Origin of the sequence: Roseimicrobium gellanilyticum, from assembly GCF_003315205.1 — a bacterium.
GTDB lineage: Bacteria > Verrucomicrobiota > Verrucomicrobiia > Verrucomicrobiales > Verrucomicrobiaceae > Roseimicrobium > Roseimicrobium gellanilyticum.
The window spans coordinates 14,367-29,804 of record NZ_QNRR01000024.1; the positions used below are offsets into that span (position 1 = coordinate 14,367).

General features: G+C 60.2%; 12 protein-coding genes. 7 read left to right on the plus strand and 5 right to left on the minus strand.

Features of this window, described 5'->3' with window-relative positions:
• Positions 1-8: 8 nt before the first annotated feature.
• From DES53_RS32015 to DES53_RS32025, 3 genes are all read left to right on the plus strand, one after another.
• Positions 9-1,619, plus strand: a complete 1,611-nt coding sequence (locus DES53_RS32015) for a sensor histidine kinase (RefSeq protein WP_113962421.1) — start codon at positions 9-11, stop codon at positions 1,617-1,619.
• Positions 1,616-2,314 (plus strand): response regulator transcription factor, encoded by a 699-nt coding sequence (locus tag DES53_RS32020; protein WP_113962422.1) that lies wholly within the window; start codon positions 1,616-1,618, stop codon positions 2,312-2,314. Before DES53_RS32015 ends, DES53_RS32020 begins: the two co-directional genes overlap by 4 nt.
• A gap of 110 nt (positions 2,315-2,424) precedes the next feature.
• Positions 2,425-4,038, plus strand: a complete 1,614-nt coding sequence (locus DES53_RS32025) for an SEL1-like repeat protein (protein WP_113962423.1) — start codon at positions 2,425-2,427, stop codon at positions 4,036-4,038.
• A gap of 12 nt (positions 4,039-4,050) precedes the next feature.
• Here the strand turns inward: DES53_RS32025 and DES53_RS32030 are convergent, their stop codons facing one another.
• From DES53_RS32030 to DES53_RS32040, 3 genes are all read right to left on the minus strand, one after another.
• The gene (locus tag DES53_RS32030; protein WP_113962424.1) at positions 4,051-5,082 is read right to left on the minus strand and encodes a VUT family protein; all 1,032 of its coding nucleotides are present in this window, start codon (positions 5,080-5,082) and stop codon (positions 4,051-4,053) included.
• 258 nt (positions 5,083-5,340) lie between these two features.
• Complete coding sequence (locus DES53_RS32685; protein WP_147263761.1) at positions 5,341-5,973, minus strand: tetratricopeptide repeat protein; 633 nt, start codon at positions 5,971-5,973, stop codon at positions 5,341-5,343.
• A gap of 654 nt (positions 5,974-6,627) precedes the next feature.
• Positions 6,628-7,695, minus strand: a complete 1,068-nt coding sequence (locus DES53_RS32040; RefSeq protein WP_113962426.1) for an NADH:flavin oxidoreductase/NADH oxidase — start codon at positions 7,693-7,695, stop codon at positions 6,628-6,630.
• Positions 7,696-7,831: 136 nt separating this feature from the next.
• On the opposite strand from DES53_RS32040, the gene DES53_RS32045 reads away from it, so the two are divergent.
• Complete coding sequence (locus DES53_RS32045; protein ID WP_113962427.1) at positions 7,832-8,890, plus strand: MsnO8 family LLM class oxidoreductase; 1,059 nt, start codon at positions 7,832-7,834, stop codon at positions 8,888-8,890.
• Between the two features lie 21 nt (positions 8,891-8,911).
• On the opposite strand, the gene DES53_RS32050 is transcribed toward DES53_RS32045, so the two are convergent.
• Positions 8,912-10,123: a tetratricopeptide repeat protein gene (locus DES53_RS32050; protein WP_113962428.1), complete on the minus strand. Its 1,212-nt coding sequence runs from the start codon at positions 10,121-10,123 to the stop codon at positions 8,912-8,914.
• A 110-nt stretch (positions 10,124-10,233) separates the two neighbouring features.
• On the opposite strand from DES53_RS32050, the gene DES53_RS32055 reads away from it, so the two are divergent.
• Complete coding sequence (locus DES53_RS32055; protein ID WP_113962429.1) at positions 10,234-11,529, plus strand: Gfo/Idh/MocA family protein; 1,296 nt, start codon at positions 10,234-10,236, stop codon at positions 11,527-11,529.
• A gap of 4 nt (positions 11,530-11,533) precedes the next feature.
• Here the strand turns inward: DES53_RS32055 and DES53_RS32060 are convergent, their stop codons facing one another.
• Positions 11,534-12,757 (minus strand): Gfo/Idh/MocA family protein, encoded by a 1,224-nt coding sequence (locus tag DES53_RS32060; RefSeq protein ID WP_113962430.1) that lies wholly within the window; start codon positions 12,755-12,757, stop codon positions 11,534-11,536.
• A gap of 150 nt (positions 12,758-12,907) precedes the next feature.
• Between DES53_RS32060 and DES53_RS32065 the strand changes: the two genes are divergently transcribed.
• Together DES53_RS32065 and DES53_RS32070 are read left to right on the plus strand one after the other, a co-directional pair.
• Positions 12,908-13,768, plus strand: a complete 861-nt coding sequence (locus DES53_RS32065) for a helix-turn-helix transcriptional regulator (RefSeq protein WP_113962431.1) — start codon at positions 12,908-12,910, stop codon at positions 13,766-13,768.
• Between the two features lie 77 nt (positions 13,769-13,845).
• Positions 13,846-15,276 carry an aminotransferase-like domain-containing protein gene (locus tag DES53_RS32070; protein WP_245958314.1) on the plus strand — a complete coding sequence of 477 codons (1,431 nt, stop codon included), beginning with the start codon at positions 13,846-13,848 and terminating at the stop codon, positions 15,274-15,276.
• Positions 15,277-15,438: the final 162 nt, after the last annotated feature.

The following is a 15,438-nucleotide window of genomic DNA, read 5'->3' on the forward strand; positions in this document are numbered from 1 at the left end:
TCCCACTCATGGCTCATGGCGCTCCACGTCTTCCGCTTGTGCTGCTGCTGCTCGCTGCGGTGTGCATCTTTGCGGGCGGCGTGGTGCTCTCCCGCCGGGAGCAGGTGACCCGTGAGACCCGTGACCGCGAACCGCTGCGTCATTTCGCACTGGCCCTGCAAAAGGAGCTGCTCCGACTGGAGGCACTGCACCAGGACCATCTCGAATCTCTGGCGAAGCGCCTTTCCATGGGAAATGCCGGGGGCACGGGCCAGGAATGTGAGAACATTGCCGGCGTGGTCGAGTGCACCTTCCTGCCGAAAAGCCGCGCCCGCGCAGAGGAGCATGTGCGGCTGCAGCGCATCAAGCCTGGCGCCTATGCCCGGCCCACTTACGAGTCGCCTTCACTCGTCCGCGCCGATCTCAGGTTGCTGGATCCGGTGCCGTTTCCCGGTGTGGATGAGCCCCACCATGGATGGCTGGAAGATCCCGGCTGGCCGCTCATGTACTGGAACCAGTCTCCCAAGCAACACACGGTATTCCTGACCATCGAGCCCCGGGAAGTCCAGGTGGCGACCAGCGAATGGATCAAGGAGTGGCTGAAGGGACAGCCAGCGTATGCCCCTTTGTTGAGTGACCATGTGCAGCTCGCCTCACCCAGCGGCGCGGTGTTGCTTCCGACGAGCATCGGGATCACCCATCTGGAGCCACCTCACTGGTCCCAGGCACTCGTCACCCGCTATGGCAGCTGGCATCTTGCATCATGGGACCGGATGAGGACACAGATGACGTACCATGCACCCACCCTGGCCATGGCCTCGACCCTGGCGGTGATGGTAGGTCTGCTTGGGTTCCTCGTTTATGTGCAGCAGAGCCGCGCGCACCGTCTCGCCATGCAGCGTGTGTCCTTTGTGAATCGTGTCTCTCATGAGCTCCGCACGCCGCTGACGAACATGTTGCTGAACCTCGACATCATCGAGGACTCACTGCCGCATGAGGGGCGTGCCGCATCACGCCTGGCGCTGGTGCGCGAGGAGGCGGGCCGTCTCGCGAGACTCATCGCGAATGTGCTCACCTTCTCGAAGCGCGAGCAAGGGGCACTGAAGCTCCGACCGGTGGAGTGCCGGCCAGCCCAGGTGGTGGATGCGGTGCTGGAGCAGTTCTCCGCCAGCTTTGCGAGGCATGGCATTGCCGTCACACGCAATGACACCAGAGATGATACACCCTGCAATCTGGACCCGGACGCGCTTTCACAGATCACCGCGAACCTGCTCTCCAACGTGGAGAAGTACGCGCCCGGAGCCCCGGTACACATTTCCACGACACGAGAAGGACTGAGCTTCATCTTGCGGGTGAGTGACGGCGGTCCGGGCATTGCCAGTGCAGAGGTGGAGCGCATTTTCCAACCCTTCGTGAGATTGGACGATCGTGTCACTGCCGGCGTCACGGGAACAGGCCTGGGACTCAGCATTGCACGAGAACTGGCGGAACGCATGGGCGGCACGCTGGAACTTCAGCCTGCGGGAAATGGCACGGGTAAAGGAGCAAGCTTCGTGCTGCGAGTGCCTATTTCGGACGCTTCCAGTCAGCTCCACATCGAACCCCCACCCTCCAACCTACGGGAGGCCACGCCCTCATGAAGCTGCTGCTCGCCGATGATGATCCCATCACGCTTGACTCCTTGGCGGCCTGCCTGGAGCCGGAGGGATTCACCAGCGTGCTGGCCCGGGATGGCGCCGAGGCATTTGCACTCTGGCAGCAGCAGAGACCCGCGCTGGTCTGCCTGGACATCATGATGCCGCGCATGGATGGCTATGAAGTCTGCCGTCGCATCCGTGAACAGGATGCCTCAGTGCCGGTGCTTTTCCTCAGTGCGAAAAGTGAGGAGGTGGATGTGGTCGTGGGCCTGCGGCTGGGCGCGGATGACTTCATCCGCAAACCGTTTGGAAAGCAGGAGCTCCTGGCCCGCATTCATGCGGCCTTGCGCCGCTCCCAGAAGAATGGCGGAAGCGGACGACCAAGGGCTTTCACCATGCAGGATATCATGGTGTATCCACACGAGCTGCGCGCCACGCGTGGCGAGACAGAAATGGATCTCACGCCCCGCGAGGTCTCCATTCTCCAGCTTCTCCACGAGCGTGCCGGTGAAGCGGTCACCCGGGATGAGCTGCTCGATCGCTGCTGGGGCCTGCAATACCTGCCGGAGTCCCGCACGTTGGATCAGCACATCGCCAAGCTGAGGCGAAAGGTGGAGCTGGATGTGGAGAATCCGCATATCATCGAGACAGTACGGGGGATGGGCTATCGCCATCGCGTCAGTGCAGCGGTGGGCTAGGGTGGCAGCTGCCATGCGCAGGGGTGCGGCATTTTTTACTTGGGTTTCCACAGACCGCCTCCTAGGATTTCACCGTCCATCCACTGTATCCGCGGGCGGACAGGACTCCCATGCAGTTCCCAAGCTTTCCATTTTTTCCGGGCGTCCGCCTGGCGCTGATCTTCGCCATTGGAGTGACTGGGAGTTCTCTGGGCCAATCACCCCAGGCGGGCCTCCGGCCCCAGCTCTCTCTTGAGCAGCTTGAGGCGGGGACGACGGCAGACTATCCCGAGCCTACGAGGCTCCTGGGACACCGGTACAAGTCAGGTGACGGAGTGGAACAGGACGTGATGAGGGCTGCTGAGCTCTATCGCATGGCCATGGCTCTGGGCGACCTGGATGCGGTGTTTGCCCTGGCCATCTGTCATCTGGAAGGCGAAGGCGTGGAGAAGAGTGATGCCCGAGCCATGGAGCTCATGCGGGAAGCTGCAGCGCGGGGCCAGATCCAAGCAACGTCCATGACCGCGATGGCCCAGGCATCCAAGGCCGCAGACGAAGGTTTCTATCGCCGCTTCACTGCGTATCTGGATGGAGGCGCGTCTGGTGGCGACGTGCGATCCGTGGCGGCGCGCGCCGTGCTGCATCTGATGAATTCCAAGACGGATGACGCACTCCGCACGTCTGTGGATATGCTGACCAAGGCTGCGGAATTGGGGGATCTGGATGCCGCATTCAGTCTGGGACAGTGTTACCGTCTTGGGCTGGGGGTTCCCAAAGACAACCGCAAGGCAGCGCTTCTGTATGCCAAGGGTGCGGCGTTGGGCCACGTGCCGAGCATGTGCAATTTTGGAGTTTGTTTGCATGAAGGTCAGGGTGTGGATATTGATCAGCCGAGGGCGATGGTGCTTTATTCAAGCGCCGCTGCCAAAGGACACCTGGAAGCGCTCTTCAATCTGGGGACCATGTACTTCACTGGTGATGGAGTGCCGCGCGACGATCGGAAGGCCATGGAATGCTTCCAGCAGGCTGCGGATCGCGGACATGTCCGCGCGATTGGGAATGTGGCCATCGCCAAAGGGACACCGGGCTTTATGGAGACGATAGCTCAGCCGAAATCCGGCGGTGGAGCGCAAGACGAGCAAGAGGCTGACGATGCCAAGATGTACTGCAAGCTTGGCATGGCATTTCGCTATGGTGGGAATGCAGAGCCAAACGACCAGAAAGCGGCCGAATACTTCAAGATGGCTTCGGATCTGGGATCTGCGACGGCCACGTTTGAACTGGCAATTCAGTACCTCGAAGGCGAAGGTGTCGCGAAGAGTGACGAGAAATATCGGGAGATGCTCCAGAAGGCCGCCAGCCTGGATTCTCCCGATGCGCTCCTTAACTTAGGGCTGCTCCACGAAACGGGCAACGGAGTCACCAAGGATCTGGCCCGCAGTGCCGAGTACTTCGCGCGCGCCGATGCCCTGGGGCACCGGGACGCGGGAGGGGCACTCGGCAATCTGTACATGAGAGGGGCTGGCGTGCCAAAGAATCCAGAGAAGGCCGTGGAACTCCTCCGCAAGAGCGCGGACCGGGGCTCGCCCACCGCAATGCTCAACCTGGCCATGTGCTACAAGGGCGGCTTCGGTGTTCCCAAGCAGAAGGAGGAAGCCGTGAAGTGGTTGCGCAAAGCCCTCCTGCGGGGAGAAGCCCGGGCGCAGAAGGAGCTGGATGCACTTGAGGCTGCGCCGCCCAAGTAAGCAGGCATCTCTCTACGGGCGCTCCCGTGTCGCGTTCACCTTCGCATCCGGGAAATGTGTCTTCGCACACTCCGGACAGATGCCGTGGCTGAACTTCGCCTCGCTGTGATTCTGGATGTAGTACTCGAGCTGGTGCCAGTTCCCCTGCTCATCACGGATGTTCTTGCAGTAGGCGCAGGTGGGAAGGATGCCGCGGAGCCGCTTCACTTCATTCAGCGCAGCCTGCAGACTGCCGATGAGCTCCTCCTTCTCGCGCTCCACTTTCTTGCGCCGTTCAATTTCCTGCTGCGCCAGGCTGAGCTCCAGCCGCACCTCGGTCACCTCCTTGAGGATGGCGAGCACAGGGCGGTTTTCGATTTCCATGCCGTGCACGCGGTTCTGCCAGGTGATGTACCAGTAGAGAAAGGGGAACACGCATATGCTGATGACCAGCCTGGAAACGAAGGTGCCGGTCATGATGGAGAAATAACCCGGTGTGCCCGCGAAGGCACCCGTGGCAAAAAGCACCACGTCCAGCCACATCACGCCCAGCAGTGTGAGGAAGGAGCGGAGCCACAGCGGCATATTCAGCCGTGGCTTGCCCAGGAACTCCCATGCCATGGCGAGGAAGATCAGGTCCGCGAACGCCGCTACAATGGATGCGGTGTAGATGCGCAGGCTCTGCGGAGGGAAATACGCGGCGCGAGTGGTGTCGGAAATCTGGATCTGCAAGTGCAGCACTGCCGTCACGAGGGGAACCATGATGCCCAGCCCAATAATGGTGGAAATGGCAATGCGGGTGGCGCGTGGTCCGTCGAAGACATAGACGACAAACACCCCCAGCAGCAGCGCGGTATAGAAGACCGTGGAGCCGACCATGAATGAGATGCCGGGCACATTCACGCGCACCCCAGCATCCGTTACCCAGACCATCACTGCTGTGAGACCACCGATCAGAGCGTAAAAGTGCGCCAGACCCAAGCGGCCACGCAGCGAGTGCGCCCACAGGACTACGAAGTACACCGTGATCGCTTCGGCAATGAGAATGAGCAGTTCACTCCTCATGCGGATGGTTGGACAGCGGCAAGGATCTCATCGTGAAGGCTCAGCCAAGAATATCCCGACTAAATGTCGGTTTAACAACCATGGCTTGCTTCATTTTCCATAAAAATCAATAGGTTATTCCTATTCAACGAGCCGCATTTCTTGCGCTCGTGCATCATGCAATGCGCGTTTGTGCCTAGAGGCCAACATGCAGCATCTTAATTGCCCGTGGAGAGGCCTACGTCGTGGCGGAGTGAGCCGTTCTGCTGGAATCACGGGTCAGCGCCAAGGCGCTGACTCCAGACTTTTCAGGAAGTCTGCCCATCTAGGGTCTGACAACTCGCCTTTGAACCGATACGTGGTCTGCTCTTCCATGAAGCGCATGCTGTCAGCCAGGGCCTTGTGGTCTCCGGCCTCCCGAAGCACATCAATGGCCCTGTCGTGAACGGAGATGCAGTCCGGCTCAAGGGCAAGAGCCTCGAGCATCGTCTTTCTGGCATCCTCTTTGGAGCCGCCATGCATTTGGAATAGCGCTTTTGTGGCTAGCAAGACCGCATCTTTCCCCGTGAGAGTCATCAACGTATCCTGGCATTCGGCAGCCTTGGTGTAGTTTTTCTCGAGAAGGTACAAGTCCAGCAACATGTACTGGAAGCTGGGTTCCTGATGCACCTTGGCAGCTTCCTTGAGGGCATCCTTATATGCCTCGACGTCTGGCAATCTTCGCAAAATCAGCAGATGCAGCATGGTCGGCACACGCTGGTTTTTCATTTCCGGAGAAAGCTGGTGGTAGGCGCTTACAGCTCCCGGAATGTCGTTGCCCTTGATGAGGCTGACCATGTCGGCCAGCTTCTCGAATTCGTTGAGATCAGCATCAGGGGCCAAGTTCGTATGCTCCTTGTCGAGTGTCAGCAAGATCGGAAGCGCCATCTGCCGTAGCTCCTCCACTATGCTAAATCCAGACGCGTGAAGAAAGATATCGGAGATCCCCAGCTTCCCATTCGGTCCGGGAGTTACGAGGAGGTCTACCAAATTGACCCTGGCATTCTGCTCAAACACAAGACGGTAGCGCAGCCAGATCTTGCCATTGTGCAGGACCAAATGCTTGTACTTGGCCTCGCTTTCAGCCCAATTTCTGGAGATGGACTCGAATCTGCTTTGGAATCTGGCTTGCATGCCTGACCTGAGTTCCAGGTGCTTGGAGGCAGAGACGTTAAAGCCCTCCAGAGTTTCATCCATGAATCCGGGCAGGTTGAAAGCGGCGTAGATCCTCGAGGCATCCCTGGCGAGCAAATCTGCTTCAAACAACCTTCCGAAAGCCTCCAGTTCCATACGCTTACGCTCAGGCACGTCGCTGAGCTTTGCATACGTGGGCGCCGCTCTGAGGTTCTTTTGCGATGTGTCGTCCTTCTGCGCCTCTATTGAGGTGCAGATCATCAGGGCTATTAGCCCGGGCAGAAGCGAAAGCAGAAAGGTTGAAGGATGCGCATAGGGACGTTCCCAGAATGTTGGAAATCACCCTGAATGTCATCTGCGCGTTGTCCAGAAACGATCTTGCGACACCGGATTTCAGAACGCCCGCTGGTATTGCTCCGGCACGGGGAACTTCTGACCCAGCTCACGCGCCGCGTGCAGTGGCCAGTAGGGATCACGCAGAAGCTGGCGAGCGAGGAAGACCATGTCCGCTTTGCCGGTTCGGATGATCTCGTCAGCCTGTTGCGCGCCCGTGATCATGCCGACCGCGGCAGTGGGGATGCCTGCTTCGCTGCGAATGCGATCGGCAAAGGGAACCTGATATCCGGGTGCGGTGGGCACCTTGGCATCGGGCACCGTTCCGCCTGTGGAGCAGTCCATCATATCGACGCCCAGCGGCTTCAGCATCCTGGCGAGTTCCACGGAGTTGTCCCCATCCCATCCACCTTCGACCCAGTCGGTGGCCGAGATGCGCACGAGAAGAGGGAGACGCTCCGGCCAGACTTCACGCACCGCAGTCACTGTCTCCAGAAGGGCACGGGTGCGATTCTCAAAGGAACCGCCATAACCATCCGTGCGCAGGTTGGTCAGGGGCGAAAGGAACTCGTGGAGCAGGTAGCCGTGCGCGGCATGGATCTCCACCACACGCGCCCCGGATTCGAGGGCACGACGTGCCGCATCGGCATAGGCCTGTACTACCCGCTGGATGCCGGCGAGATCCAACTCGGTAGGGACGAGACCTTGCGGCTCGAAAGGGACCGCACTGGGGGCATAGATGGGTCTCCATCCGCCTTCCTCTTCTGGGACATATTCGCGTCCCTTCCAAGGCGCAGCGGTACTCGCTTTCCTGCCCGCGTGCGCGAGCTGCATGGCGGGGACGCCACCGTGAGATTCCACGAAGCGGAAGATGCGCTGGAGCATCTCGATGTGCGCATCTTTCCAGATGCCGAGGTCTTGAGGGCTGATGCGCCCCTCAGGCAGCACGGCTGCGGCCTCTGTCATGACGAGAGCAGCCCCACCGACGGCACGACTACCCAAGTGCACGAGATGCCAGTCATTAGCGAAGCCGTCCTCACTGGAGTACTGGCACATCGGGGACACGCCGATGCGATTGCGAAAGGTGACGTCACGAAGCTTGAGCGTAGAAAAGAGGTCGGAGGCCATGGGACGGCGGATGAGAGTCTGAAAGGATTGGAGGCGTGCGTGTAACACAGGGGTACGCCCGATGGGAGGCACCGGTCGTATCTACTCATACCTTTCGAACCCCTTGCCCGCCGGCGCACGCCGTGCGCCACTACAGATGCCTCTCTTTTCTGTTCTCGATCTGTGTCCCATCATCCAAGGCGGTGATGCGGCATCTTCCTTCCGCAATACTTTGGACCTCGCACAGCATGCGGAGCGCTGGGGATATCACCGGTATTGGCTGGCGGAGCATCATAACATTCCCGGGGTGGCCAGCTCGGCGACTTCGGTCATCATCGGACATGTCGCGGGTGGCACCTCGACCATTCGAGTGGGTTCGGGTGGCATCATGCTGCCGAATCATGCGCCGCTGGTGATAGCGGAACAATTCGGCACCCTGGCGTCCCTGTATCCGGGGCGCATCGACTTGGGATTGGGCCGTGCCCCGGGTGGGGACCAGCTCACCGCGGCGGCGCTGCGTCGAGGGCTGGGCAGCAATGGCGACACCTTTCCGCAGGACTTGATGGAACTACAGTCGTACTTCAAGCCTGCGGCCTCACATCGCACGGTGAAGGCTATTCCCGGCACGGGGCTGAATGTTCCCATCTACCTGCTGGGCTCCAGTGACTTCAGCGCGCGTCTCGCCGCAGCATTGGGCCTACCCTTTGCCTTCGCTTCGCATTTCGCGCCGGGATATCTCGGTGAGGCACTGAAGTTGTACCGTCGCGAGTTCCAGCCTTCAGCGGAGTGTGAAAAGCCGCATGTGATGATCGGGCTCAACGTCTTCGCGGCCGATACAGATGAAGAGGCCCGCTACCTGCACACTTCTGTCCAGCAGGCATTTCTGAATTTGATCCGTGGTGTTCCAAATGAGATGCCGCCACCTGTGGAAAGCATGCAGGGAAGGTGGAGTACAGCGGAGGAACTGCACGTGCGCCGCATGATGCGCTGCACGGCTGTTGGCTCGCCGACCACGGTGAAGAGGCAGATTGAGGGGTTCCTGGAAGAAACCGGTGCGGATGAAATTGTAGCCACAGCGCAGATCTACGATCATGCGGCACGACTGCGCTCCTTTGAGCTGGCAGCGCAGGTGTTCCGCGAAATCAATTCCGGTACGAGAGCCAGCGGGGAATGGAGCGACTCCGCACCCATGCCAGTTGGGCTCGGCATGCCATAAGGATTTGCAAATTGTGGGGGCTCAGCGCCAGGGCGCAGACTCGGGGCTTTTCATAAATTCGGCAAAGTCGGGGTCTGTGAGGTTGAGTTTCACACCGCCCTGCTCCTGAAGAAAACGCACGCTGGCTGCCGTGGCCTGGTGGTCCCTGGTTACAAGCAAAACTTCCAGGGCTCTGAGGTGGATGGAACTGGAATCCGGCTCCAGGGCGAGGGCCTCGTGAATCGTGGCCCGAGCGGCGTCATGGGCGCCTTTGTCCAGTTGCAGCGTGCCTTTGACCGTGAGCAACGCTGCATCTTCGCCCGTGGCGGCCATGAACAAGTCAAGGCATTCAAGGGCTTTGTCATAGTTCTTCTCGATGGCATACACGTCCATCAGCAGGAACTGGAAGTTGGGTGACCTGTTCGTTTTGGCAGCCTCCAAGAGGGCGTCCTTGTAGCCTTCTAGATCCTGAAGTTGCTTCAGCGCATCTAGTCGAAAGGAAATGGCCATAAGGCTGTTTTTCATCTCCGGAGACAGTTGATGATAGGCGTCGATGATTCCCTTGAAGTCCTTGTTCTGGAAATGGCGTGTCATCAGGGAGAGTTGCTTGATGTCATCCAGTGCCATGCTCGAGGAGTGGCCTGCTGGATTTCCAGCAACCTGCTTGTCCAGCTCCGTCAGTGCGGGGAGAATTACCTGCCGCATCTGATCTGAGAAGCTGCCGCCGGTCGCTTGATTGTAATAGTCGATGATTCCGAGCCTGCCGCTTGGACGCCTTGCCACATGGAGATCCAGAAAAAGGATGCCGCTATCTGACAGAAACCTGAACCGCAGGTTCACCTTCCCATCGTGCAGGGCAAGGCCCTTGTACTTGGCCTCTTGCTCCGACCAGTTCTGGGCGATGTAGCCCACTTTGTTGGGCATGCCTCTTTCCAGCATCTGCTTGAGAAAGTCGTAGTGCAGGCCGGAGATATGCATGCTCGCCATGACCTGTTCCACAATCTCAAGTTCATGGAACGCGGCCTTGATGCCGGGGATGTTCTTGGCCAGAAGATCTGCTTCCAATTGCCTGCCAAAGGCATCGAGGTCGTCGCGCTCGCCTTGGGGTACATCCGTGAGCTTGGTGGGCTTTGGTGGGACGGTGATGGCGCCTGCAACTTGGGATGACGCTGATTCTTTGTCCTTGGAGCAGGAGGGCAGGACAATGAAGCCAGCTGCCACCAGGATTGCGGATGCGCAGAGCGAGAACCTCATGAAAACGGAATGCTGGAATCGAGGGCGTGAATGCCAGGGAACGAAAGAGCAAGAGAGGAGCACTTGTGTGCCGAGATGCAAGATTGGCCTGTCTGCCGGGTATTCTCGCCATGAGCACACCCACCCGCCGTGACTTCCTCCACGCGACCGCGCTCGCATCCACTGCCTTGGCCATGCCTTCACTGTATGCCCAGGGAGCCAGCAATCGCATCCGCCTCGGCATCATTGGACCGGGCGGCATGGGTACGAATCACCTCAAGAATCTGGTCCGCAACCCGGAGGTGGAAATCACGTGGGTGTGTGATGTGGATGCGAAGCGCTTGGAGGCTGCAACCAAGCTCGCGCAGGGAGACGCAGCAAAACCACCGCGCACGACGGCGGACATGCGGAAGGTGCTGGAAGACGCCTCGGTGGACGCGGTGCTTATCGCGACACCCGATCACTGGCATGCACCGGCGACCATCCTGGCGCTGAACGCAGGCAAGCATGTGTATGTGGAGAAGCCGTGCTCACACAATCTGCGCGAAGGCAGACTCATGATTGAGGCGGCGCAGAAGGCGAAGAAGGTGGTTCAGGTGGGCACTCAAAGCCGCAGCACGGAACACGTACAGCAGGCGATGGCCAAGCTGCATGGCGGCGCGATTGGCGAAGTGCTTTCCGCCAAGGTGTGGAACAGCCAGTTTCGTCGGAACATCGGTCATGTGAAGCCCTCCGAGCCACCGGCAGAGCTGGACTTCGATACGTGGATTGGACCTGCTCCGAAGGTGCCGTATCAGAGCAACATGCTTCCCGGGGCATGGCGTTGGTTTCATGCGTTTGGCGAGGGGGATATCGGCAATGACGGCGTGCATGATCTCGACTTGGGTCGCTGGGGACTCGGCATGGACACGCATCCCACGCGTATCGCCGCGCTGGGTGGAAAGTACTTCCATGATGACGATCAGCAGTGGCCGGACACGCAGTCGGTGCTCTTTGAGTATGACCTCGGTGGTGGGAAGAAGCGGCTGCTCTCCTTTGAACAGCGTCTGTGGAGTGACTACCACCAGGAAGGATTTGAGAACGGCGATGCCTTCTACGGAACGAATGGCTACATGATCCTGGGCAAGAACGGCGGCTGGAAGATCTACGACAAGAAGGATAAGCTGCGTGAGGAGGCCAAGGGCTCGCCCGACCTGCTGGCGCATCATCGCAACTTCATCGAGTGCATCCGCAGTGGGGCGGTGCCTGCAGCGGACATCCAGGAAGGGCACCTCTCCGCGAGTCTTTGCCACCTCGCGAACATTGCGACTCGCACGGGGAAGATGATTGAGTTCGACCCGAAGGCGGAACGCATCACGAATGATGCGGAGGCGAACAAGATGCTGGCGCGTGAGTACCGCAACCACTGGGGCACGCCGGTGGGGTGAGCCCTTACGTCGGATCGAACTGCGGAATCTTCATCGATTCGCCGCCCTTGAGTGCAGACTGATGCGCCACGATGCCCGGTGCGGTATAGGCGATGGCTTCATACAGGTCCACTGCCGGTTTGCGCTGCTTCACGAGCGCATCAATGAACTCGTGCGTGATGAAGCAGTGCGAGCCCTCGTGGCCGCTGTTGTGGCGCATCGGTTCCGGAAGCATGTCGGTCTTCCACCAGTGCACCTCGTCGTATTTCTCCATGACCTGGGCGCTGCGGACGAATCCGCCGGAGTCTTTCTCGGTCTTTGCCTGGGTGCGCACGGTGCAGGCGGGGGCCCCATTGGGCCCGTTGTAGTAGAAGCTCATCTTGTCGCCGTAGAAGCGGGCACGCTCGCCGCCGGTCTGTGCCCCGCGCCACCAGATGGCGACGCGCATCGAATTGCCCCGGTTGGTCTTGAACATGGCGGTTTCGTTCCAGAAGGGATTCTTGTAGATGTTGTCCTTCAGGATGGGGTGGTCGTCTCCCCAGCCATGACAGGTAACCTCGGTGAGGCGCTCGCCGGTAACACTGATCAAATGCGAGGTGCAGTGCGTGGGATACTGCATGGGCGCGATGCCGTGGCGCCAGGTGCGTGAGCCGTCCTTGTTGAAATAGAGCTCCTCCAGACCGGGATGGTGATACTCGGACTCGGTGTAGTAGAGGTTCCCGAAGGCGCCCTCCTGGTGGAACTTGCGCGCCGAGATGGTGAGCTGCTGCCAGTGGCTGGTCTCCGCCATCATGTAAGTGAGTCCGGTCTTCTTCACGGCATCAGTGAGCTGCTGGCACTCATCCAGGGTCATGGCTACCGGCACGGCGCAGAGCACGTGCTTGCCCGCTGCCAGGCAGAGCAGGGTGTGGCGCACGTGATCCGGCACGGGTGTGAAGAGTGCGACCGCTTCCACCTTGGGGTCCTTCACGAGTTCCTCGAGCGAGTCGTAGGCTTTCTCGCACTTGTAGGTCTTTTGCAGGGCGGCGCGTCTGTCTGGTATGAGGTCGCTTACGGCTTCCACGATGCAGTCGGGATGTTCGTGAAACTGGAAGCTCAGGCCAAAGCGCCCACCGACAATGCCCACGCGGATTTTCTTCGTCGGGGCCTGGGCTCCAACCCAACCCGGGATGGCGAGCAGTCCCCCAGCCGCGGCGACGGCACTCCTGCTCACGAAATCACGCCGAGTCAGACCGTCGGAAATCTTCATGGGAATGGTAGGGGAGGCAGGGGTAGTCGTCGGATCCATCAGAGAAGGGGTGTGAGGAGTGCGTATGGGGTGCATGACGGCGAAAAACTAGCCAGATGGGCCGTTTCAGAGAATGGACGACACCGTCTCAAACCCTGTACTTTTCCGACTATGAGTTATTTGCCCTACCACCATGACTGGCCGCTGGCCATGGAGGCTCGTATCGGCCTGCGGGTGCATTGGTTCGGCCGCTATGCAGGCTTTCCGGAGTGGTCGGTCGAGAAGTCGCGGCTCATGGGGGACATGCTCTGCTTCTTCTACGTGGAGTCGGAGAGCTGCTGGGTGGTGATCAACGGCGTGCGCATGGTCCTACAGGCGGGAGATCTCCTGGTGGTGCGCGGTGGGGATGAGTTCGCCTATGGCCATGACCCGAAGCGGCCTCATGTGAGTCTCGCGGTCTCTCTGGCGGTGGAGTACGGCGGTGTGGTCAATGAGCTTCTGCATCGCGACTTCAAGCGCCGCTATTCACTGAAGGAACCGCAGGCGTTTGTGATGGAATTTGAAAAGGTGCTCACCGTGCTGGGAAGCGAGGGGCCATACCGTGACCTGGCCATCACGGGTGCCATCCTGCAGTGGCTGACGTTCGTCCTGCAGAGCCTGCGTCCACCCATGGCGCGAACGAATCTTGAAGCGCGCACGGTAGTGGATCGCATCCTGGCTGCCGAGGCGTGGGCCATGAACCGGCTGAAGGAGGACATCACCATCATCGCCTGGTCGCGTGCGGTATCGCTGAATCCGGATTACTTCGCCCGCATCTTCAAGCGCGAGACGGGCAAGCGGCCCATGGCCTGGCTCAATGAACGCCGCCTGCAGATGGCGGTGCAGCTCCTGGGGAATACCCGCAAGACCATCGCGGAGGTCGCAGAGGCCTGTGGGTTCAACTGCCCCTTCTACCTCTCGCGCATCTTCAAGAAACAGTTCGGAGTCGCGCCCCAGAGCTATCGGCAGAATCATCTGCAACCCTGCGCATGAGACTCACCTCAGGTGATGGCCATCGAAAGGCGTGAAACCCCTTGCCACGAAACGTATCCTCATCGTTGAAAAGTCTTGTGGCAGAGGATTCTGACACCGCCCTTTACGAACAGGTGGCCCGGAGTGTGGAGCAGATGATCCACTCCGGCACTCTGCGTGCCGGGGACAAGGTGCCTTCCGTGCGTCGCGCGAGCGAGCAGCATGGCGTGAGTGTCACCACCGTGGTGCAGGCCTACCTGTTGCTGGAGGACCGTGGACTGATTGAAGCACGGCCAAAGTCCGGCTTCTACGTGCGGGCGCAGATGCATCACCCCGTGCCGGCACCGGAAATTTCCCGTCCACCCAGCGCGGTCACGGCCGTGACGGTGGGGGGATTGCAGTCGCGTCTGTTCCAGGCCACAGGGATGCCGGGGGTCATCTCCTTTGGCAATGCCGCGCCTGCGCCGGAACTCCTGCCTACGGAGAAGCTCAACCGAGCGCTCGCTTCGGTAGCACGTCGTGCCGGTAAACGGGGCGTGAGCTACAACATGCCCCCAGGCACCAGCTCGCTGCGGCGGGAGATTGCACGCCGTATGTTCGACGCGGGCAGCCAGCTTTCGCCGAATGACCTCATCACGACCTCCGGTGGCACGGAGGCGCTGATTCTCTGCCTGCGTGCGGTCACCAGCCCGGGCGATATCGTGGCGGTGGAGTCGCCCACGTACTTCGGCGTGCTGCACGTCATCGAGGAACTGAAGCTGCGTGCCATCGAGATCCCCATGCACCCGGACACCGGGATGGACCTGGATGCCCTGGAGCAGGTGCTGCAGCGGCAGAAGGTCGCGGCGTGTGTCTCCGTGCCGAACTTCAGCAATCCCCTCGGTTCACTCATGCCGGATGAGAACAAGGAGCGCCTCGTGCGCATGCTCGGCGAGCGCAACGTGCCGCTCATCGAGGACGACATCTTCGGCGAGCTCTACTACGGCGCGCACCGGCCTCGCGTGGCGCAGGCCTACGATGAGCACCAGAATGTGCTGCTGTACGGCTCCTTCTCCAAGACACTAGCTCCCGGCTACCGGGTGGGCTGGGTCGCTCCGGGGAAGTACCTGCAGAAGGTGCAATCGCTTAAGCTCATCAGCACCCTGGCCACGGCCACCCTGCCGGAGCTGGCCATCGCCGAGTTCCTTGCGACCGGCGGGTATGACCACTACCTGCGCACGGCCCGCCGCACCTACGAGGGGCTGGTGGAGCGCGTGAGCAACACCATCGCCGCCCACTTTCCCCAGCCGGTGAAGATGACCCAGCCGAAGGGAGGGTTCCTCCTATGGGTGGAACTGCCTCCCACCGTGGATGCGCTCAAGCTCGATGACCTCGCCTTGGAGGAGAAGATCAGCATCGCCCCCGGCCCCATGTTCTCGGCCAAGCAGGGCTTCCGGAACTTCATCCGCATCTCCTGCGCGAATGCGTGGAGTCCGAAGATTGAGAAGGCGCTGATACGGCTCGGGGCGCTGGTGAAGAGGCTTATGTAGGGGTGGTGTGGCATCTCCCTTGTCGTGGCAAAGTCGGCGTGGCACCGAGCGATCAGTCGATTGCCGTCTAGAGCATTTTCTATTTAATTTGTCGCATATTGAGGAGGATGGTAGAGTGTAGCTCATGAAGAGCTTCAGTCTGGATCTGCGCAAGCGACTGGT

Coding starts and splice junctions, on each gene's coding strand:
- DES53_RS32015 (WP_113962421.1), top strand. CDS start 9: ATGGCTCATGGCGCTCCACGTCTTCCGCTTGTGCTGCTGCTGCTCGCT.
- DES53_RS32020 (WP_113962422.1), top strand. CDS start 1,616: ATGAAGCTGCTGCTCGCCGATGATGATCCCATCACGCTTGACTCCTTG.
- DES53_RS32025 (WP_113962423.1), top strand. CDS start 2,425: ATGCAGTTCCCAAGCTTTCCATTTTTTCCGGGCGTCCGCCTGGCGCTG.
- DES53_RS32030 (WP_113962424.1), bottom strand. CDS start 5,082: ATGAGGAGTGAACTGCTCATTCTCATTGCCGAAGCGATCACGGTGTAC.
- DES53_RS32040 (WP_113962426.1), bottom strand. CDS start 7,695: ATGGCCTCCGACCTCTTTTCTACGCTCAAGCTTCGTGACGTCACCTTT.
- DES53_RS32045 (WP_113962427.1), top strand. CDS start 7,832: ATGCCTCTCTTTTCTGTTCTCGATCTGTGTCCCATCATCCAAGGCGGT.
- DES53_RS32050 (WP_113962428.1), bottom strand. CDS start 10,123: ATGAGGTTCTCGCTCTGCGCATCCGCAATCCTGGTGGCAGCTGGCTTC.
- DES53_RS32055 (WP_113962429.1), top strand. CDS start 10,234: ATGAGCACACCCACCCGCCGTGACTTCCTCCACGCGACCGCGCTCGCA.
- DES53_RS32060 (WP_113962430.1), bottom strand. CDS start 12,757: ATGAAGATTTCCGACGGTCTGACTCGGCGTGATTTCGTGAGCAGGAGT.
- DES53_RS32065 (WP_113962431.1), top strand. CDS start 12,908: ATGAGTTATTTGCCCTACCACCATGACTGGCCGCTGGCCATGGAGGCT.